The 20,737-nt window shown below is 59.9% G+C and carries 14 protein-coding genes and 1 riboswitch; of the genes, 7 read left to right on the top strand and 7 right to left on the bottom strand.

The genetic code is table 11. The features are described from left to right. Positions 1–115: 115 nt before the first annotated feature. The 3 genes from ACYQ2T_RS15050 to ACYQ2T_RS15060 all read right to left on the bottom strand — a co-directional run bounded on the left by ACYQ2T_RS15050 (position 116) and on the right by ACYQ2T_RS15060 (position 3,883). Positions 116–589 carry a hypothetical protein gene (locus tag ACYQ2T_RS15050; RefSeq protein ID WP_459901681.1) on the bottom strand — a complete coding sequence of 158 codons (474 nt, stop codon included), beginning with the start codon at positions 587–589 and terminating at the stop codon, positions 116–118. A 14-nt stretch (positions 590–603) separates the two neighbouring features. Continuing rightward, positions 604–2,058 carry a primase-helicase zinc-binding domain-containing protein gene (locus ACYQ2T_RS15055; protein ID WP_459901682.1) on the bottom strand — a complete coding sequence of 485 codons (1,455 nt, stop codon included), beginning with the start codon at positions 2,056–2,058 and terminating at the stop codon, positions 604–606. A 280-nt stretch (positions 2,059–2,338) separates the two neighbouring features. Continuing rightward, on the bottom strand, positions 2,339–3,883 hold the full coding sequence (locus ACYQ2T_RS15060) for a DNA primase family protein (RefSeq protein ID WP_459901684.1): 1,545 nt from the start codon (positions 3,881–3,883) through the stop codon (positions 2,339–2,341). Positions 3,884–4,882: 999 nt separating this feature from the next. On the opposite strand from ACYQ2T_RS15060, the gene ACYQ2T_RS15065 reads away from it, so the two are divergent. Further along, a complete protein-coding gene (locus ACYQ2T_RS15065) occupies positions 4,883–5,137 on the top strand; it encodes a DUF4282 domain-containing protein (RefSeq protein WP_459901685.1) in 255 nt (84 codons plus the stop codon). 88 nt (positions 5,138–5,225) lie between these two features. Here ACYQ2T_RS15065 and ACYQ2T_RS15070 read toward each other — a convergent pair whose 3' ends face one another. Continuing rightward, entirely contained in the window at positions 5,226–5,444 is a 219-nt protein-coding gene (locus ACYQ2T_RS15070; RefSeq protein ID WP_459901686.1) for a DUF3955 domain-containing protein, read from the bottom strand. A gap of 383 nt (positions 5,445–5,827) precedes the next feature. After that, the gene (locus ACYQ2T_RS15075; protein ID WP_459901688.1) at positions 5,828–6,847 is read right to left on the bottom strand and encodes a zinc-binding alcohol dehydrogenase family protein; all 1,020 of its coding nucleotides are present in this window, start codon (positions 6,845–6,847) and stop codon (positions 5,828–5,830) included. 113 nt (positions 6,848–6,960) lie between these two features. Between ACYQ2T_RS15075 and ACYQ2T_RS15080 the strand changes: the two genes are divergently transcribed. Beyond that, complete coding sequence (locus tag ACYQ2T_RS15080) at positions 6,961–7,317, top strand: winged helix-turn-helix transcriptional regulator (RefSeq protein ID WP_459901690.1); 357 nt, start codon at positions 6,961–6,963, stop codon at positions 7,315–7,317. A 140-nt stretch (positions 7,318–7,457) separates the two neighbouring features. Here ACYQ2T_RS15080 and ACYQ2T_RS15085 read toward each other — a convergent pair whose 3' ends face one another. Further along, entirely contained in the window at positions 7,458–9,278 is a 1,821-nt protein-coding gene (locus ACYQ2T_RS15085) for a methyl-accepting chemotaxis protein (protein ID WP_459901692.1), read from the bottom strand. Positions 9,279–9,958: 680 nt separating this feature from the next. After that, positions 9,959–11,107: an iron-containing alcohol dehydrogenase gene (locus tag ACYQ2T_RS15090; RefSeq protein ID WP_459901694.1), complete on the bottom strand. Its 1,149-nt coding sequence runs from the start codon at positions 11,105–11,107 to the stop codon at positions 9,959–9,961. 323 nt (positions 11,108–11,430) lie between these two features. On the opposite strand from ACYQ2T_RS15090, the gene ACYQ2T_RS15095 reads away from it, so the two are divergent. The 5 genes from ACYQ2T_RS15095 (at position 11,431) to ACYQ2T_RS15115 (ending at position 20,612) form a co-directional block, all read left to right on the top strand. Next, positions 11,431–12,306: a glycerophosphodiester phosphodiesterase gene (locus ACYQ2T_RS15095; RefSeq protein ID WP_459901695.1), complete on the top strand. Its 876-nt coding sequence runs from the start codon at positions 11,431–11,433 to the stop codon at positions 12,304–12,306. Positions 12,307–12,655: 349 nt separating this feature from the next. Next, a riboswitch (cobalamin riboswitch) is annotated at positions 12,656–12,772 on the top strand. 153 nt (positions 12,773–12,925) lie between these two features. Beyond that, on the top strand, positions 12,926–15,196 hold the full coding sequence (gene metE, locus ACYQ2T_RS15100; protein ID WP_459901696.1) for a 5-methyltetrahydropteroyltriglutamate--homocysteine S-methyltransferase: 2,271 nt from the start codon (positions 12,926–12,928) through the stop codon (positions 15,194–15,196). A 273-nt stretch (positions 15,197–15,469) separates the two neighbouring features. After that, on the top strand, positions 15,470–16,699 hold the full coding sequence (locus ACYQ2T_RS15105) for an ABC transporter substrate-binding protein (RefSeq protein ID WP_459901698.1): 1,230 nt from the start codon (positions 15,470–15,472) through the stop codon (positions 16,697–16,699). After that, complete coding sequence (locus ACYQ2T_RS15110) at positions 16,677–18,881, top strand: sensor histidine kinase (RefSeq protein ID WP_459901699.1); 2,205 nt, start codon at positions 16,677–16,679, stop codon at positions 18,879–18,881. Before ACYQ2T_RS15105 ends, ACYQ2T_RS15110 begins: the two co-directional genes overlap by 23 nt. 711 nt (positions 18,882–19,592) lie before the next feature. Continuing rightward, a complete protein-coding gene (locus tag ACYQ2T_RS15115; protein ID WP_459901701.1) occupies positions 19,593–20,612 on the top strand; it encodes an IS481 family transposase in 1,020 nt (339 codons plus the stop codon). Positions 20,613–20,737: the final 125 nt, after the last annotated feature.

A 20,737-nucleotide genomic window follows, 5' to 3' on the forward strand; every position in this document is an offset into this window, starting at 1 on the left:
CCGTACCGGTTCGCGCCGCGAATCGGGAGGAGGGCTGAGGTTTGCCTTGATCGGATACCAACGCTATCCGGTCGCCATGTGGAGCTGGTACCTCCACATGGCAGCCCTCTCTCCTCTACCTTTGCCCGCGCTGCGCTGGCCGTACCCACTTGCACGGTACGTAACGGCAGGTCTTGGCGAAATCCGGCCCCTTGCCAATAGGCACGCGCCAGACTTCCAGCGCATCGCACACGGGCGGAGCCATCACCCGGTACAGCTCGGACTCGTACCCCGCCGCGCTTCCCTCGCCTTCAAGCACATACTCACCCTTCACCGTCACCACCTGCCCGACACGCAGGGTCGGCGGATCGATGCTGACGCCGCTTTCCTGAGGCAAACCAAGACACCTGCGCAGTTCGCGGCAGATGTGCTTCATCACCTTTTCCGGCGTTACAAGGGCAAGCCGCTTCCCCGCGAAGCGCACCCACGCCTCGCCCTGCTTCAAGCGAAAGCGCTCAGTGTCGCTCTCGCCGAAGGCTTCCGCCGCGTACAGGCGGAACTTCACGGGCTTTCGCTCTGAAAATTGCAGTGAAATCGTGGCCTTTTTCATGATGCTTTTTCGCCTCAATTTTTAACGTGATGCAAAATGTTCTCGGCTCCCACCAACGAATCCGGATGCGCTTCCAACCACGCTTCGACCTCTGGTTGCCACATGCGCTGCGAGATATCCCGAAACGCATCCCAATGCCGCATGGCCCACTTTGGCTCGTAGTGCAGAGACCAACCGCCACCCACGCATTTTTCAAAGGCGATGTCCGTCCCATGCAGAAGTGTGGCGAGCTCGCACACGGCTGCAGGTGGAGTCGAGTCAGCCTCGCCGCCCTCCTCCGCCGGAGCAGCCGGGGTTTCGGTTAAGCGCTCTACGCCGCACCCTTCCCCCTCGTGGCACTGACCAGCGCCAAATGTCCCAACGGTCAACACCGGAGGAAGCCCACTCGTCAGCCACAACCGCAAATCCACGCCGCGTTCATAGGCTTCGCCGGGGTCCTTGCCCTCGAGCACGGGCCACCGCTCTGCCTGCTCATACGTCTCCTGCCACCAGTCACGCTGACGCGCTTGCTGGCGTTCCTTCCGCGCCGCGTCCTCCACCGCTTCGGCGCTACCATCCACGGGCGCAACGTGCTCAAAGTCGAGGGCGTTCAGAATGCACAGGCTGTTGCTCATGACCTTGTGCGTCACCCCGTCTGGACGCGCGCCAAGGGAACCAAGTCCCACCGCACCCACGAACTCCGGTGCGTTCATCGCGCACAGGATGGCGTCCAGCTCCGCCTCCACGATGACGAAGGCCTTCGCCTCTGGGCGAAGAAGCATAGGAGCCATGCCTGAGCCGGGCACCACGTAATACTTGGGACCAAAGGGACGCGGCTCCGGGCGCCGGATACGCACACGATGCAGTTCACCGCCGCGAAACGCCGGGATGACGATGCCGCGGGGAAGCCACAGCCGCTTATCACGGCCATTGGCCTTAACCTCACGCGGAAGTCCCCATGCCTGTCGTGCGCGGTAGAGATCGCGGCCACGGTCGCCGGGGTTAATGCCAAGCCGAAACGCCTTCACCGCTTCGAGATCAATGCCGCGCCCCGCCAGATAGCTAAGCTCCGCAGGGGCCTGCAGCAGACGGTGATGCGCCCACTTCACAAACTCCCCGGCCTTGGCCCGCCATCGCTCCGCAGGCTCCGCACACTGGCGCGGCTCAAAGACGCTGCGTTGCTGTTTCGGCTCTGACGCAGGCAAGCTACGACGGCAGCGGCGCGCCCCTCCCGTGAGCTTGCGCCCAATGAAGCGCGCGGCCTCTTTGAATTCCATGCCTCGGTAGTCCTGCAGGTACTGGATGGCGTCGCCGCCCGCGTCACACACGCGGCACCACCAACTTCCCTCCCCGTCATTTTGAGCAGGCCAACAGTGAAAGCGATCCTCACCGCCGCAGCCGGGGCACGGCGAATGGTACTCGCCGCCCTTGTTGCCGGAGGCCTTACGGGGCTGCATCCCATCCTGTCGGAGCAAATCCAAAACGTTCATGGCTTTCCTCAGGACGGCAGGACCACTGTGAAGGGCTGGTCCTGCCGTCGTTCCTTGGCGAAAACGCCCGTTATTCAATACTTTTCTTTCTTTTTAGGACAGTAGGACAATAAATGAGGGAAACGCGCGTGAGGCATATTCCACTGCCCATTATAGGGTGAAAACGGACTTTCCCGGAGTATTGTCCTATGGTCCTGACGCACCTGTTTATCCAATGCTGGCGCGGCTTGACGCATGAGGACCACCGTCCTGCACCGTTGTCCTGCTCCCTCGCATGGTCCTACTTGAACCCACCAAGCAGCTGGACCTCTTCAAGGACTTCCTGACGGACGCGCACGCCGAAGTACCAGACCTTGCCGCCCACCTTGCGTTTGTCGAAGCGCTTGCCCATGAGCCGCCCAAAGGTCTTCTGTGGAAAGCTTTTGGAGCTGGAGACATTCTCGCGGAACCACCACAGAAAGGCGTCGTACAGTTCCTTGGCCACGACGCGGGAATCCGGCACTTCCTCACAGCACTCCTCCACGAAGTCCGAAAGCAGGTCCTCGTCCTTGCGGTACTCCGCCGTGGCCTCAAGGACCTTGGGCGGCGGATTGAGGCCGTTCTTCTGCCAGTCAATGCAGCCACGGACGAGCCACGCAAGTATGCCCGGAGCCTCGGCCATCACCTTCTCCTGCAGCCGCTTATCCATGGGGCGCTCATTGAGCGCGCTGGGCTTGCGGTCAACAAAGGACAACTCGAAAGGCACAAGGTGTAGCCGCTCCCAAAAGGCGAAGTCATCGGCCGGGGCATGCGGCTTGTGGTTGGTCAATAAGAGCAAAAGATGTGTTGCGCCAAAGGTGACGAGGCGTTTGTCATGCGGATAGCGCCCGGTGAGGGAGTCGCCGCCGGAGAACCACTTCACGCGTGAGGGCGAGAACTTGCACCCGTCGTCCGTTTCGGACGCGAATGAAAGACGCAGACCACGCAAGGCCATGATGTCCGGGGACGGCCCAGCGGCGGATCGGGACTTGCCCTGATCGAGGAGCATTTCGGCGGGGATGGGTCCGGCCAGTGAGCCGACCACTTCGGAGATCGTTTCAACCAAAAGCGACTTACCGTTCCGGCCCTGCCCGTGCAGAACGGCAAAGACATGCTCGGAGGTCAGCCCGGTGATGCCGTACCCAAACAGTCGAGCCAGATAGGCGACCATCTCTTCATCGCCGTCCATGATCTCAAGCAGCGCCTTTTCCCATATGGGGCACGGGGCATCGATGCCCTCCCACTCCACCGGGCTCGCCTTGACGATGTAATCCCCCGGCCGCCCCGGTTTCAGCAGTCCAGTCCGAAGGTCCAACACTCCGTTGGCGCAGGCGAGCAGCCACGGATCATGATCGATTTCGTCACCACGGATGGCGATGCGCTCGCGGTTTGTGTAGGCCATGCGCAGGCACTTCTGCCGGCCATTCACGGAGCGCAAACGGCTAACGCGTTTGAGAAGGCGCTCGCGCACGCCCTCGATGTACTTGGCCTGTTCCTCGCCTGCGTCGGCCAGATCATCAGCAAGCTCGTCATAGACGCGCAGATACACATCCACCATGTCCTCCACGGCGGTCTCTACGTCGACCATCTCGTCCCACTCCCAATGGTGACCAACCCAGCGCATCCACTCGGCGGCCTGATTGTTGTAGACAAACTTATCCCTGTGAACGGCGGCAAAGAGCATACCGTCGCCAAGCTCGTTGGCATCCAAACAGCGCAGGACAAAGTCCTTGCCGATGTGCCCACCGCCGCCATTGTCTGAGCCTTTGGTCTCTTCATCGCGGCGGGCGAGCACCTTGTCGCGCATGGATGTAATATCAGTGACCCTTGCCGCACCTTCGGCGGTGCACGGAGCAGCGTCTTGCGCGGCTGCCGTATCCACTTCAGAAGCGGCAGGCTGAGGCTGCGGAGGAAAAACAGTATGAGGGCCAGATGCAGAGGTATTGAGCGAGTTCATTTTCCAACTCCAGCGGGTAGCACGATTGTATGCAAGCAGGCGTCAAACAGGTGTAGACTGGTTCAACTTTCCATTTTTCCACGCGATCTTTTCCACGCGACACGCGAAAAGCGTGAGATGTTGCGCACCCGTACTGGAGAACCACGGGGAAGGACCCGTGACCATCGCAAGCGGCGAATCGGTCCATAGGACCATCTGGCGGGCTTCTCTATAGAGGGGGCAAGGGGGAAGAGCGGACGCACGCGAAGGGTGCCGCGCAAAGGCGCGGCATGAAAGGATGCGACCGCAGGAGCGATCGCAATCATCACAGGCTGTCCAAAGGGAGAAAGGAAGGAAGCAAGCGCCTGAAAGCCGCAGGACGCCGTTTCAGACTTTTGGGTAGCTATAGGGTAGCAACAGGCTTTGCGTCCTGCGTTTTTCTTCCTATAACCATCTGATTTTACGACACTCTCTACAAAACGGAAAATGGCGGTGAGTAAGCTATTATCGCCATTATAAACGGCAAGACATCCCTACATATCAGCAGACGAGGCAATAAGCAGTGTCCTGACATGCCTTCCCAACGACGACGAAATTTTACCCATTTTACTCTATCCGTCTCCTTTATAGTCCGCATCGACATTCTCTACTGAATGCGCGCCTCGCACGAGAAAGCCGCTTTGTGTCGTCAACTCTCCCACTCCCCCTTGCGAATCGACAAGCAAAGGTGTACGTGTTTTTCGATTTTCTCAATCACATTGTCGCACTTTCAGTAAAGAATGCGTAGCACTGCTCTCTGAAACGCCCATGAGCAACGTCATGGTGCACAGAGGGGCGGTGTCATCCGGAAACACTCGCAAGGAGACAGGCATGAAGAATCTGTTGTTTTTCAACAAAATGATCACCCCGAACATTATTACCTTTATCTATTGGCTGATGCTTGTTGGTGCTGTGTTCGGTGGAATAGGCATTATGTTCAGCGGGTACGGTGGATTTAGTGCAGGAAACTTCTTTGGCGGGCTCTTTACCATCATTGGTGGCGCCGTCGGCGCAAGGATATGGTGCGAGCTTCTTATTGTTCTGTTCAAGATGAACGAAGCCTTGCAGGAAATGCGCAACAAATAGCACAAACGCATCACTCCGTCGCCCAAAAAGCCGCCGTCCTCCTTGTGGAGAGCGGCGGCTTTACTTTGGTGGAAGTATAAACCCGTCGCTATGGCCTGCGGCAGAAGCAGCGCCGCAGGTACCATCCGGCGGCGACGAGGAGGCCAAGTATAATAAACAGCCAGCCTATGGGGATGAAGGCAAAGGCTTCGCGAAGGACGCCGGCGTCGTCCACTGTGCTTCCCTTAACGCGGTAAGCGATGATGCAGGCGCCGCCAAGGGCGAAGAGGATTGCCGAGGTTGTGAGTGAAAAGACGCGTTGCCACATATCGCCCTCCTGTGAACGTTGTGCTGAGTGGATGTGACGGGTCACAGCCCAAGGGCAAAACCCCGCGCTTTTTGGCTGAGGCATTCAGCGGGCTGGGCCCATCCTCGCCTCCTGAAGAGTCGCCAGAAAAGCGGCCTCATGTGGAGTCCACAACGCTGTCGCAGAATCGATACACCCTACCGCCATGCCCTCAGTCTGAGGCGTGGAGCGGCCTGAGAGAGCTTTTACGCACCCGCCGCCGCATATCGCGGCATCGTAGACGGAACATCACAGACGGGCATCCCCACCGGGACACCCCAACCCGGCATCCCAGATGTCAGGCTCCCCCACCATCAGGGCACCCCGACCATCGCACGGCCCGCGCACAGGCGCGCCTGCCGCGCCTACGACGCGGCGCTTTCGTCCACGACAAGCACCTGCTTGCCCATCATTGTACCGCTTTCCTGCCGCACATGCATGGCCTGAACGTTCGCTGCCGTCAATCCGTGCAGTGTCTCCTGCCGGGTGGAAACGAGGTGCCCTTCGTCCAGCAGCGACGCAACACGTCCGAGCAGCGCGCCCTGTTCCGCCATATCCTCGGTCTGAAACATGGAGCGGGTATACATAAACTCCCACGCGATGCGGACACTCTTTTGCTTGAACAGCGTCAGGTCGAGGGGATTCTCCGGGTCGTCGATGAGGGCGATGGTGCCCTGCGGGCGGATGCATTCGGCCATGGCTTGCCAATGACGCTCCATCTGCGTGGTGCAGAAAATGGCGTCGACGGTCTGCATGCCCTGTTCCTGCAACTCGGTCGCAAGGTTGTTTCTGTGGTTCAATACGGTCTCAGCGCCCATCTTGCGGCACCACGCGGCGGTTTCCGGGCGCGAAGCCGTGGAAAAGACCGTTAGCCCCGCCCATGCGGCCAGCTGGGTCGCCACGGAGCCAACGCCGCCCGCACCGCCTATGATAAGGACGCTCCGTCCGGCATTGGCTCCGGCCTCGGGCGTAAAACCAATCCGCAGGAAAAGGGCCTCCCACGCGGTGATGGACGTCAGGGGCATGGCTGCGGCGTCGGCGGCGCTCAGGCTGACCGGAGCGTGCGCGGCGATCCGTTCGTCCACGAGGTGGAATTCGCTGTTGCACCCGGGGCGCGTCACATCCCCCGCGTAGAACACCCGGTCGCCCGTGACAAATCCCCGGACCTCACTCCCCACGTCCTCCACGATGCCAACGGCGTCCCAGCCAAGGACCTTTTCGCCCTCCATACGCTGGCGGACCTTGGTATCCACAGGATTCATGCCTATAGCCACAACCCGCACCACAATATCGCGCGCGCCGGGGGACGGCTTCTCCTGCTCGACACTGCGAAACGCGGCTTCATCTTTGGCGGGCATGCCGCCGCTTGCCTGTATTGTCTTCATGATGTCTGCTCCTTGCAGGTTGGTCGTCATTATGCTTGTGTGACCTACGGTATCAACAGCTGACATTTCAGCAAGAGCGAACATAAACGACCCATAGTATACTCGGCGGCACCATGAAGAAGAAACATGAATTCAGCGGCTGTCACCAAGGCTGCCCCGTTGAGGCAACGCTGGAAGTCATCGGCGGCAAGTGGAAAGGCATCATTCTGTATCACCTCATGGCGGCAGACGGGCCCATCCGCTTCAACACCCTGCAACGCGGGTTGCCGCAGGTCACCCGGCGTATGCTCACCCGCCAACTCCGCGAGATGGAAGCCGACGGCATCATCCTGCGCACCGCCTATCCGGAAGTTCCTCCACGTGTGGAATATTCCCTGACGCGCAAGGGCGACACCCTTGCGCCCATCATTAATGCTCTGCGGGACTGGGGCGAAAAACACGCCCTGCGCCCCGACGGAACACGGGCCTAGCCCGCCCCTCGCCACGGCCCCGTTGCTCCACAGCCCACCGCCCGCAGCGCCCCAGCCGGTGCGCAACGAAAAAAGGGCGGCCGTCATAGACAGCCGCCCCGGTGGTGGTATGTATCTAAGGCGCGTCCCCACGCCAAGGCTTAGCCAGCCGCCTGCGCCCTCTTGTGCAGCGAGGCGCTGACGTCCTTGAGGTTATCCATAATGCCAGACAGCGTGGACACAGCGCCATTGGAGCCCTGAACATCCTGCTCTGCCTGCCGGACCAGTTCTTCCATATTGTGCAGGGCGGCGGCCACCTGCTCCGTTGCCGAAGCCTGCGCCTCTGCGGCCTGCGAAATGCGCGAGGAGCGCTCGTACGCCATCTGTACGTCCTGCGCGATGGCGACAAGGTCCTCTCCGGACTTCTCCGAAAGCTCTGCCGTCTGGGTGATTTCCGCGGCAATATCCGACATGGCGCGGGCATTGTCCTGCGCGGACTGCTGGATGCCGTGGATGGTCTGGCCGACCTCCTTGGTGGCGAGCATGGTCTTCTCCGCCAGCTTGCGGACTTCGTCCGCGACAACGGCGAATCCACGCCCGGCCTCGCCAGCACGGGCGGCCTCAATTGCGGCATTGAGGGCCAGCAGGTTCGTCTGGTCCGCGATGTCGGAAATCACGTTCATCACTTCGTTAATGGACTCCGCGTGGTGCTCCAGCGTTTCCATCTCGCCCCGCAATTCCTGCGCGCGGACATGGATGCCCTTGATGGCCGTAACGGAATCCTGCACCGAACGCGCCCCGGCGTTGGCGGCTTCCATCTCGCTTTTCCCCTGATGCATGGCTTCATCGCCCATGGTTCGGATGGACAACGCGGCTTCGCTCAGGCTCTGCATAGCGGCTTCAATCTCCGCCATCTGCGTCTGCTGGCCGCCGGACTTCTCATCCAGCCCCGTCATGTGCGACTGCACCGTCACCATCACGGAATTGCCCTGCACCACGGTCTGCTCCAGCGTGCTGGCCGTGCGGAGCAGTTCCTTGAGGGACGTTTCCACCCGGCCCTGACTGGTCTCCGCTTCGGAGCGGGCGCGGGCGGCCTCGCGGGCCTCCTGCCGGGCGCTTTTCATAGCGTCCTCCAGCTCGCTGTAGCTGCGGCGCAACTGGGCGGCCATGGTATTCATGGTGCGCATCAGTTCGGACAACTCGTCCTTGCCGTCCTCAGGCAGGCTGACGTCCAGCGCGCCGTCGGCAATGCTTTTGGCCCCGACAACCGCCTGCGAAAGCGGGCGCAGAATGCTGCGGATGATGAAGACGCACAGGGGCAGAACAATACAAAGCCCTACTAAGCAAAACACCCCGGCAGTCATCATGATGCGCGGACGCGTGATGGATACCAGCGCCTGCTGCAACCGGTTTTCTGCGGCCTTGATGTTGGACAGATACGCGCCGGTACCAATCCAAATATCCGTACCGGGAATGTAGGCGGCGGAGCCAATCTTCTGCTGCACGCCTTCGCCCGGCTTCTCCCAAGGGAATTCCGTTACGCCGCCGCCGGAGCGGGCGATGCTCAAAAGATTGCGGATAAGGTATGCGCCGTCCGGCCCTTTGAGGCCGCTGAGGTCCTGCCCGATAAGACGGGACATGGTGGCGTGCGCCACGCAGACCGTGCCGCGGTAGGCGTAGAAATACCCGGAGTTGTCCTCGCCAAAGCGGATGGCGTCCAAATTGCGCTGCACAATGGCGTACTGCTCGTCACGGTCCGTCACGCCGCGAAGCTGTGTCGCAAGAGAATTGGCCAGCACCGAGGTGACGACGCTAATTTCCTCCTCCACGTCCTCCAGCTTGGACGCCTTGATATGCTCCACGCTGGACTGCACCAAATACCGGGACGTATCCCAATACGAATACAGCATCACTCCAAGAAGCAGGAATAAAATGCCAACGATGAGCTGAATCCTGACGTTGATCGTCAATTTACGGATCACGATATCCTCCCCGATTGGTATGATTTAGCACCTCATCAGCGCAGGAACGCAGTGCGGCTCTTTGAGCGCCCAGTCAAGCAGGCCTCATCTTCCCCTCACGCACTGCTCCATTGCCGCTGCCACCGCTGCAGGCGGCAGTCCGCATCACCACGGGCGTAATACGGCAGAGTCTTGTCCCTCAAAATACTTCATTCCAGTGTTTTTCCATCACTCATGCATTGCGCGCGCCATATTCAACAGCGCATCGGAGCCATGGACGTATTGCGCCCATGCCGAGGCCGCACCTGTACCATACAAGCTGGCAACGACATATTCATCACAGCCGTGTCACCGGCAGATGAAAATCCATTGCGTCCGCAAAACCATGCAGTAACGATAAAGACGAGAACCTATCCGCCTTTTGTAGCAAAAGGCAAGAGACAAAACTCTTCAAATAGACGGCTGGTGCACTTTTCCCACCATTTACACAACAAAACGTCACCTGCACGACAAAGTGCCACATAAAATCAGCGTCCCCGCGCCGCAGACGGCAGGACAAACCACAACAGACAGCAGGGCGCAGACGCAGAGGCTCCATCTGGATGGACCACGAAACGGAGCACGCAAAAGGGGCGGATGCCAATGCATCCGCCCCTTGGTGTGTGCCTTCGATTCCGGCGCGGCGTTGCCGCACCGTCACGCTACTGCGCAAGCTTCAAAATAGCCTCAAAGTCCTTGCCCGTCAGCTTTTTCACTACGCCCATACGGCCGAATCCCACCGCGCTTTTGACGATGTCATCCATACGGGCCATATCCACACCCAGTTCAGCAAGTGTGGTCGGGTGCCCCCAGTCGCGGAGCTTCGCCTTCCATGCGTCTACGGCCTCCTGCACGGAGTCCGCACCCCAGACCTCTCGCGCCCAGCGGCGGAACAGGTCCGGCTTTGCGTCCGCGCAGTAGGTCACCCACGCGGGTTCGATGACGCCAAGGCCCGCGCCGTGGGAAATCTTGGGGTAGACGGCGCTGATGCCGTGCTCAATGCCGTGGGTCACCCAGTCGCCACCTTCGGCGTGCCCAACCCGCGTGAAGCCATTGATGGCCAGCGTCGCCGCCCATGCCAGACTCGCCCGGGCGTTGTAGTCGCTTTCATCGGCCTTGAGGCGGTCAGTCATGGACACAACGGTGCGCATAAGGCTTTCGTCCATGGCCAACGTGACCTCGCTGTCACCGCCCGTGAAGTAGACTTCCATCACATGCGAGAGGGTATCCACCGCGCCGTTGACGGTTTGCCACCACGGCAGCCCCGCCTGAACGGACGGGTCAATGGCCGAAACAACAGGATGAAGCGGCTCGCCAAAAAGGGCCCACTTTTTCTGCTCGGCCTCATTGGTGATGACCGCGCCCGCGTTCATCTCGGAGCCGGTGGCGGAGATGGTGAGCACCGTGAAGACGGGCAGAGCCTCCTCCACGGGCCGACGCCGCTCGAACAGCTCCCACACATCGCACTGCGCCTCGACGCCAGCGGCAATGGCCTTGGTGGAATCAATGACACTGCCGCCGCCAACGGCCAGCACAGCGTCCACGCCCTCGGCGCGGGCGAGCTCCACCCCTTTGCGCACGGTGACCAGCTCCGGGTTGGGCTGAATGCCCCACAGCTCCACCCATGACACGCCGCTTTCCCTCAGCGATGCGTGCACGCGGTCCAGCACGCCGTTTTTCTTGATGCTGCCGCCACCGGCCACAAGCAGAACCTTTCCGGCCCCGGCGCTGCGGATGGCCGGGCCCATCTTCTCGATGCTGTCCGTGCCAAAGTGAACACACGTTGGATTATGAAATGTGAAGTTAAGCATATGACTTCTCCTTGTATCGCAGTTTGTTGCGAAGATGCACAACGCACCATGCCAGAAAAATCACGCTGCGTACAAGCCCCTTTCTCCGTAGTATACTTCCTGACACCACACCGCAGGGGGAAATCAACATGCGTCCGCCCTCGCGCCCCACTTGCCGCTGAGGACATGACCGACAACTCGGGCGGCGGCGGCAACGGCGGCAACGGCGGCACCAACACAAAAAACCGAAGCGCGCCACACCACGCCCTCCCCAGCCCCGAACATTGACGCGCGCCGCCCGCGGCGGTACGCGGGACGCCTGCACCCTTCAATCAGGAGTCACCATGCCTTTGCCTTCCCTGACGCTGCTTCACGACACACCGCTCATCTGGGCACACCGGGGCGGACGCTCCCTCGCGCCGGAGAATACCCTTGCCGCGCTCCGTCAGGGCCACGCCACTGGCGCGGACGGCTGGGAACTCGACGTACAGCTGACCAAGGACGGCGAAGTCATCGTCCTGCATGACCTGAACCTCCTGCGCACCACCAACGCGGCGGCGCATCCTGCTATATCTCGTAATCCACCCCTTGTTCCATGGCGCTTCACGCTGGCGGAATTGACGCAACTCAGCGCGGGACTTTTCCCACGCGGGGCCGCTGCGGCGTGCGCGCATCCGGGCGGCATTTCACACGCCAGCCTCCCCAGCGCCGACACCGCCATACCTACCCTGCGCGGCGCTCTTGCCCTGTCCGCAGAGCTTGGCATGTGGGTGAATATTGAAATAAAGGACCTCTCCAAGGCCCTGCCCCGCCCCCTCGCCAAGAGCATTGTGGACGCCGTCCTTCGTGATGTGGCTGCGGCAGGCATGGACCGCAACGTCGTCATCTCGTCCTTCAACCACGCGTACTTGCGCGCCATAAAAGACAAAGCCCCGCACATCCTCACCGGCGCACTGACGCCCCACACGGTAGACCCGGACCCAGTGCGTACCGTTCGCGACGCGCGCGCCGACGCGTGGCATCCCGGCTACCGGGGCCTCACGGAGGCAACGGTCCGCGCGGCGCGGGGCGCGGGGATTGCCGTCACGCCCTACACCGTCAACACCGTCCCCGACATGCAGCGCCTGACCGACTGGGGCGTGACGGGCATTGTGACGGACCGCCCGCAGGACGCCGCACCATGGCGCAAGAGCCTCACAAACGCCTCCACCCGCTCCTAGCACACACAAGCCGCCAGCGGCCCAAGCGCCCACGCGGCGCAGGCCGACGCACACCCCGGCTTGCCCCTCAAAGCCGACCGCACACCCGCCCCGGTTTCCTCTGGAAGCCGGGGAGGACTGCGTATGCAGGGCGTCGCCCCGCATGACTCCCGCTCTGCCCCTCCGCAACCATGCACGTGACAGCCCTACCGGAGGAGTATACAGCTCCGCACCCTGTATTGGACCACATCACGCCCTCTCCCGCGCTCTATAAACAACGCCGCCACCCTCTGAGCCACCGCCTTGCACTTTTCCCTTGCCATCCAACAAAGCACATGGCTATTCTTCCCGCTCGTCCTCGCAAGGAAACGGAATACGGTGAAAATCCGTAGCGGACGCGCCACTGTAACTGACATATACCTTTCGCAGTCACTGCATTCCTCACATGCGGGAAGGCTACGAAGCACAGGGTCAGAAGCCAGGAGACGCCCTTGCAGGCAGAGCACGACAGTCTCGCGATTTGGACTGACTCGTCATGCACGCCTTGCCGCGCCCAACCGGGCGGGGTCTCTTTGTGCATTGTGTCTTCGCGCCAGTCGGTCGTTGCTCCTTGTTCATCACACATCAAAGGAGTGACCACATGCCTACCCACATTCTCGGTTTTCCCCGAATCGGAGCGAAACGAGAGCTGAAAACGGCTCTTGAAGCGTTCTGGAAGGGCGACCTCCCCGCAGAGGAGCTTGCCTCCACCGCTCAATCCCTGCGCCGCGCTCACTGGGCGCAGCAAAGAACGCTGGACATGGTCAGCGTCGGCGATTTTTCGCTGTATGACCATGTGCTCGACATGAGCTTCACCCTCGGCAACATTCCGTCCCGCGCCACCGCCTCACCGGGCAGTGAACTGGATGCCTACTTCCGCATCGCGCGCGGGCGCTCCGCCGCCGACCGAAGCAAAAACGGCGTCAACGCCGGTGAAATGACCAAGTGGCTCGACACCAACTACCACTACATCGTCCCCGAGTTCACCAAGGACACCACCTTCTCCCTGAACGCGGACCGCTTGCTCGACCAGCTTGCCGAGGCTCACAAGGACGGACGCCAAGCCAAGCCCGTCATCATCGGCCCCGTCACCTACCTCTGGCTCGGCAAAGCGAAGGATGACAGTGACAAATCACAGCTGTTGCCACGGCTCTTGCCCGTCTACGAACAGCTCCTCAACGCACTCCATAAGGCTGGTGCGCAGTGGGTTCAGATTGACGACCCCATTCTTGTCACGGAGTTGGATGCCTCGTGGCGCGCCATGCTTGAAGCCACCTACAACCGCCTTGCATCAAGCCCGGTGAAGTCCCTGCTTGCCACCTACTTCGGCACGCTTGAGGAGAATCTCGACTTTGCCCTTGGCCTCCCGACCAACGGCATCCATATCGACGCCGTGCGAGGCCGTTCGGAAGTCCCTCAGATTGTCGATGCTCTCCCCGGTGACAAGGTCCTCTCCCTTGGCGTCATCGACGGCCGCAACATCTGGAAAAGCGACCTCACCGCACTGCTTGACTGGCTGGAGCCTTTGGCGACGCAGTTGGGGGATCGCCTGTGGCTGGCGCCATCCTGCTCCCTGCTGCACGTTCCTGTTGACGTAGACCTTGAGGACGCCATGGACGCAGAAGTCCGCAGCTGGCTTGCCTTCGCCACACAAAAGCTGGATGAACTGCGCATTCTCGACATGGCGCTCACGCAAGGACGCGACGCCGTTTCCGCCGATTTGGCCGACAACGCCCGGGCCATACACAGTCGCCAAACCTCCACAAAGGTCCACAACCCCACGGTGAAGGAGCGCATGCGGACCATTACGCCAGAGATGGGTCACCGCCACAGCCCGTACAAGGAGCGCCGAAACAGACAAAAAGACGCCCTCAACCTTCCCCTCTACCCAACGACCACTATCGGCTCCTTTCCGCAGACCAAAGACATCCGCGCCGCGCGACTGCGCTTCCGCAAGGGGGAGCTCGATACGAACGCCTACACGGAGCAGATGCGCCACCAGATCGAAACCGTCGTTGCAGAGCAGGAAAAGCTCGGGCTGGACGTACTGGTACACGGTGAACCGGAACGAAACGACATGGTGGAATACTTCGGCACGCATCTGGAGGGCTACGTCTTCAGTGCCTATGGCTGGGTGCAGTCCTACGGCTCGCGGTGCGTCAAGCCGCCCATCATCTTCGGCGATATCTCCCGGCCCGGTCCCATAACCGTGGAGTGGAGCACCTTTGCCCAGTCCCTCACGGAGAAGCCGATGAAGGGCATGCTCACAGGCCCGGCAACTCTCCTCAACTGGTCCTTTGTCCGCAACGATCAACCCCGCGCACAAACCTGCCGCCAGCTCTCCCTCGCCATGCGCGACGAAGTTCTGGATCTGGAAAAGGCGGGGATTCAGGTCATCCAAATTGACGAAGCCGCCCTGCGTGAAGGCCTGCCCCTGCGGAAATCACAGTGGAGCGACTACCTCGACTGGGCCGTTGCATCCTACAGGATTACCGCCAACGGCGTGCAGGACGTCACCCAGATTCACACGCACATGTGCTACTCGGAATTCAACGACATCATCGCGGCAATTGCCGACATGGACGCAGATGTCATCACCATTGAGACGTCCCGCTCCGATATGGAACTTCTCGATGTGTTTGACGACTTCTCCTATCCCAATGAAATAGGGCCCGGCGTCTATGACATTCACTCGCCAAACATCCCGTCTGTGGATTCCATAGTGGACCTGATGCGCAAGGCCGCACAACGCATCCCTGCCGAAAGGCTCTGGGTCAACCCCGATTGCGGCCTTAAAACACGCGCATGGCCCGAGACTCTCGCCTCTCTTGAAAACATGGTTACAGCCGCCAAACAGCTGCGCGGCCAGTAGCACCACCACGGTCGCACCCACGCGGATGCCGCCATGCCTTGTGCGCGGCCTGTCCCCCCTGAGCAAGGGGAAACAGGCCGCGCTTTTTGTCTCACTTCCTCCCCCCTCTCATCCGCAGCCACAGGACCACAGTCCACCCATCCACACACAGTACAGCCCCACTGCCGACGCTGAACTCGCGCAAATGCCGCCATACACGGTCATGCCCCTTGAACTCTTCCCTTGCGTCATCACCGCAAAAATGAGTTTATAGAGAGTATGGAGGTGTGTTCCATGCGTTGTGCTTTTGCCCTACTTCTCACCATCATGCTCTGCGGTGCGGCCCCAGCCGCACTGCACGCTGCCGAGCCGCTCCGCATCTACCTCGACGCCGACAGGTCAAGTGCGCAGGAATCCACAACCGCCATTGAACGCGGCATCAGCACCGCCTTGGCAGAAGTCCACAACACACTCCTTGGCCGCCCGGTGGAGGTGACCGTCCTCGACCACCGGGGCAATGCCATGCGCAGCCTTGCCAATCTCAAAACCGCCGCCGCAGACCCCAATATGCTGGCGGTGTATTGCGGCCTGCACTCTCCGCCCGTGCTGACGAACCTCTCTTTCATCAACGACAGCGGGATTCTGCTCCTCAACCCGTGGGCCGCCGCAGGACCAATCACGCGCCCCAAAAGCGGCCCTAACTGGGTCTTCCGCCTTTCTGTAGACGACACCAAGGCCGGAAAAGTCATCATCAACCGCGCCATTGTCCAGCGCGGCTTCACCCGCCCCGCCCTGCTGCTAGAAAAAACCGGCTGGGGCTTCTCCAACGAAAAGACCATGACCAACGCCTTGGCCACGCATGGAGCCTCACCAGCCGTCACCAAACTGTTCAACTGGGGCATCAGCGTGCCCGCCGCCAAAATCATGCTCCGCGACGTGGTCACCGCAGGGGCGGACGTCATCATCTTTGTGGGCAATGCTCCTGAAGGAATTGTCTTCTGTCAGGCAATGCTCGAGCTCTCCCCCGCGCTGCGCCGCCCCATCATCAGCCACTGGGGCATCACCGGCGGCGACTTCCCCCATGTCATCACACCGGCAATGCGCGCGCAGCTCGATATTGAATTCCTGCAAACGCGCTTCTCCTTCCTCAGCATACGGGACAACCCCCTTGCGCGGCAGGTCTTCGCAAAGGCGACGGCGCTCTTTGCCGACGTTGCCACCCCGGAGGATATCACCGCGCCGACAGGCTTCGTCCATGCCTACGACCTGACGCGGCTGCTCATCGAGGCCACCAAACAGGTAGAGCTCGCAGGCAAAACACCCGAGAACATCGCCGCCATCCGCCAGCAAACCAAGCATGCCTTGGAACACCTTCACGCTCCTGTGCAGGGCCTCATCAAAACATACACGCACCCCTTCGCCCCATATTCCGCAGACGCGCCCGACGCCCACGAGGCCCTTGACGCGCAGGACCTGACCTTCGGCCAATATGGAAGGCACAATGAAATCATCCTCATCCCCTAACGCCGACCACCCGCTTTCCACAGACGATGCGGACCGGCCGTCGCTCTCCCGGGTGCTGACGTGGTCCATCATCGTGTTCTTTGTCCTGCAAACGCTCTCCGGTGTCGCGGTTATCGTCTTTTTCATCGGCGGCGCCATGACCGACCTGCAACACACCCACATGAAGAGCGAACTGACCGACAGAAAGCAGAATCTGGACTTCTACCTCAACAGCAGGCTGAGCCTGCTCCAGTTTCTTGCCAAGCAGCCCGCCATCATCACCGGCACCATGAACCCTACACTCAGCAAGGCCAGCGCCATCGACACCATAGACTCCTTCTCGCTCTTGGAAGGGTCCGCCACCATTATTTTTCAGGATTTTCAGGGGAATATCATTCACAGCACCGCCCCCCGTGCAGAACATGCGCCACAGGGCGAACACTTTGCGGCCCTGATGCAGGAGGAAGCCGCATCGCACGTTGATGTCGTCACCATGGCTGGCGGCGCAGGATCCTACTGGCGGCTTGCCCTCCCCATCCGGTATCAGGGACGGCCCGAAGGCGTACTAACAGCGCTCATCCCCATGTTCCTTGGCGAATTCACGGAATCCACCCTCGACGAAATGGCCGTCACCATCGTCTACGACGGTGTGCCGGTCTTTCAGGAAGGCAAAGCCGCACCGCCCGTCGTCGTGACAGAGGTCGACTCGTCATTCCCGGGCATCACCCTGCGGCAAGAAATAAGCAGCAGCGTCGTCAACAGACAGGTGACATACCTCGTGACCCTGCTCGCTGGCGCACTGGTTGGAGGCACTGTCCTCATCGTGGTCATCGTTCTTACCATCAGCCACAGGGCCATCCTTGTACCGCACGAAAAACTCCAAGCACTCAGCGCAAAGCTGGAAGAAAAAGTGCAGGAACGCACCAGAGAACTGCAAGAACGCCAAGACCAACTCACCATTGAAGTCCGCGAACGCGCCGAGGCCGAGATGGTAGCGCGGGAGGGCAATCAGCTTGTTTCCGCGCTGCTCGCAGGCATTGGCGGCGCATTCTACATCATTGATCCCAAGGGACGGACCATCATCCGCTCAAACTCTATTCTGCACGGGATGTTCTCCACCACTCCGGAAGCCGTGAACGGCCAGCACTGCGCATCCGCCTTTGCAGGCCAACCCGCCGACGCACAGCAATTCTTCTGCCCCGGCACCATCGAAACTCGCTACTGCGAGGGCGTAGGCACCCTCCCCGATGGTTCCAAGTTCCCGCTGGCGCGCTACCTCGTGCCTATGGAAATTCAGGGCGAGGACCACATCGGCGTTATTCTTATGGACATAACAGAGCGCAAGAACCTTGAACGGCGGCTCAACACCGCGCAGAAGCTGGAATCCATCGGCGAACTCGCCACAGGCATCGCGCATGAAATCAACACGCCCATTCAGTTCGTCAGCGACAGCGTCCGATTCATCAAGGAAGCCTTTGAGGACATCTCCGACGTACTGGACGCGTATGACGCTCTGGCCAAAAGGTGCCGGGAAAACGGCATGGAGACGGAGCACCTCAACGCCATAAACACCGCCGCTGACGACGCGGACCTTGAATTCCTCCGAGACGAATTTCCCAAGGCGTGCGACCGGGTTTTGGATGGCACAGAACGCGTGGCAAAAATTGTGCGCTCCATGAAAAACTTCGCTCACCCCGGTGAGGGAACAAAGAAGCTGGTCGACATCAATCAGGCGCTGGAAAACACCATCATCGTAGCCAAAAACGAATGGAAATACGTCGCAGACCTCACCACAGACTTCGGCGACATCCCCCTCGTCCACTGCCTGCCGGGGGACATCAATCAGGTGTTTCTGAACATCCTCATCAACGCAGCCCACGCCATAGAAGGCGTGGTGGGCGACTCCGGCAACAAAGGCCACATTACGCTCTCCACCACCGCCGACGACGGCATGGTCACAGTCGCCATCGCCGACACAGGTAGCGGCATCCCTCAACAATTCCAAAACAAAATCTTCGACCCCTTCTTCACCACCAAAGAGGTCGGCAAAGGCACTGGCCAAGGCCTCGCCATCGCCCATGACATCATCGTGGAACGCCACAACGGCCAACTGGACTTCACCTCAACTCCAGACGAAGGCACAACCTTCTTCATCAAACTCCCCATCATTAGCACTGGGCCCGAAGCAAAGGGCGAAGAATGAAAACGGTGACAAGACGTCAGTGAGCGAGGGGGCTAAGGAAGCAACGCGGCACACCTTGGTGAGGCGGACGATTGCGTATGGTTTCATGAATGGAACTGGCGGAAAGGCCGTGCAGATGGCCTGCCGAGCCAAAAAGGAATGCGCGGTAGAGAATCGCCGAAGGCATCCCAGGCTGAATGGAAAATGCTCAGAAGTGGTCCCGTTTGTTCAGACCTTTTGGCGGCACAACGGAGGACTGGTTTTCGGGAATGATTACGCATGGCTTCATGGATGACGCAGGGGAAAAAGCCAAGCAGAGTGTGCCGAGCCGAGAAAGACTACGCGCGGCAGAGAATCGCCGACGGTATCCCAGGCTGAACGAAAAAGCTCAGAAGGGGTCACGGTTATTCGGGCGATTTGGTGGCACAACGGAGGGGGACTGGTTTTCGGGAATGATTGCGTATGGCCTCATGGATAACGCAGGGAAAAAGCCAAGCAGAGTATGCCGAGCCGAGAAAGATTACGCGCGGCAGAGAATCGCCGACGGTATTCCAGGCTGAACGAAAAAGCTCAGAAGGGGTCACGTTTGTTCGGGCCTTTTTGCGGCACAACCAGTGGGGGCTGAGTTTCGGATTACACCGCCAGCGCTCCCGCCGGGCCGCATACCGTAAAGTGACCTACTAGGTTAGTCCTCAGACAGATTTTGGGGTACAGTCTCACGATGGAGGCCCCATGAAAGCTGCAGAGAAAGTCGCCCGCCAGCGTATGAGTGTGCTTGAGCTTGCAGAGAGCTTGGGAAACGTCAGTGAAGCCTGCCGGCGACGCGGTATGCATCGTAGTCAATTCTACGAGTACAAGCGGCGTTTCCAGACTCACGGCCTTGAAGGGCTCAAAGATCTGCCGCCTATTCCGAAGTCCCACCCTTTCACCACCTCCGAGGAGGTGGTCGAGCAAATCTTGGAATTGAGCCTAGCTCATCCTGCTTGGGGGTGCGTTCGCCTTTCCAATCAGCTCAAACTCATCGGTGTTTCGGTGAGCTCCCCTACCATTCAAAACATCTTGATCAAGAATGGCATGGGCACCAAGTACGACCGCTGGCTTAAGCTTGAGCAGAAGCAAGCTGGCGAACCCATTGAATTATCGGGCGAACAGGTCGCTTTCATTGAAAAACAAAATCCCGTTTTTAAAGAACGACACGTCGAGAGTTCTCGCCCTGGGGAGCTGTTGTGCCAAGACACCTTTTACGTGGGACGTCTCAAAGAGGTGGGGCGAGTTTACCTGCATGTCGTCGTCGATTCCTTCTCAAGCTATGCCTTCGGCTTTCTGCATACCAGCAAGCGCCCAGAGGCTGCCGTTTCCGTCCTTCACAACGACGTCATGCCGTTCTACGAGGAAAAGGAAATTGCCGTTTCCGCTGTCCTTACTGACAACGGCAGGGAATTTTGCGGAACCGAGACCCATCCATATGAACTCTATCTGTCCCTCAACGAGATTGAACACCGCCGTACCAAGGTGCGATCACCTCGGACAAATGGCTTTGTCGAGCGGTTTAATGGCACTGTGCTTGATGAGTTCTTTCGAGAAGCCTTCAGAACAACGCTTTATGAGACCGTAGAAGCACTCCAGGCCGACCTGGACACCTGGCTGACCTACTACAATACTGAACGCTCACACCAAGGGTATAGAAACATGGGACGTCGTCCCATAGAAACCATTAACGAGTACATCGAATCTGTCAGAGAAGAACGTTAGTAGGACACGTAAAGTCCTCAGGAAACTTCCCCCTATACAGAAACCAAGAATGACGGCAGAGCCTCACCTTTTCAGACCACCCAAGAATGCGAAAACTCCCCATCTACCACACATACCTCAAAAAT

The sequence above is a fragment of the Desulfobaculum senezii genome, assembly GCF_054657395.1.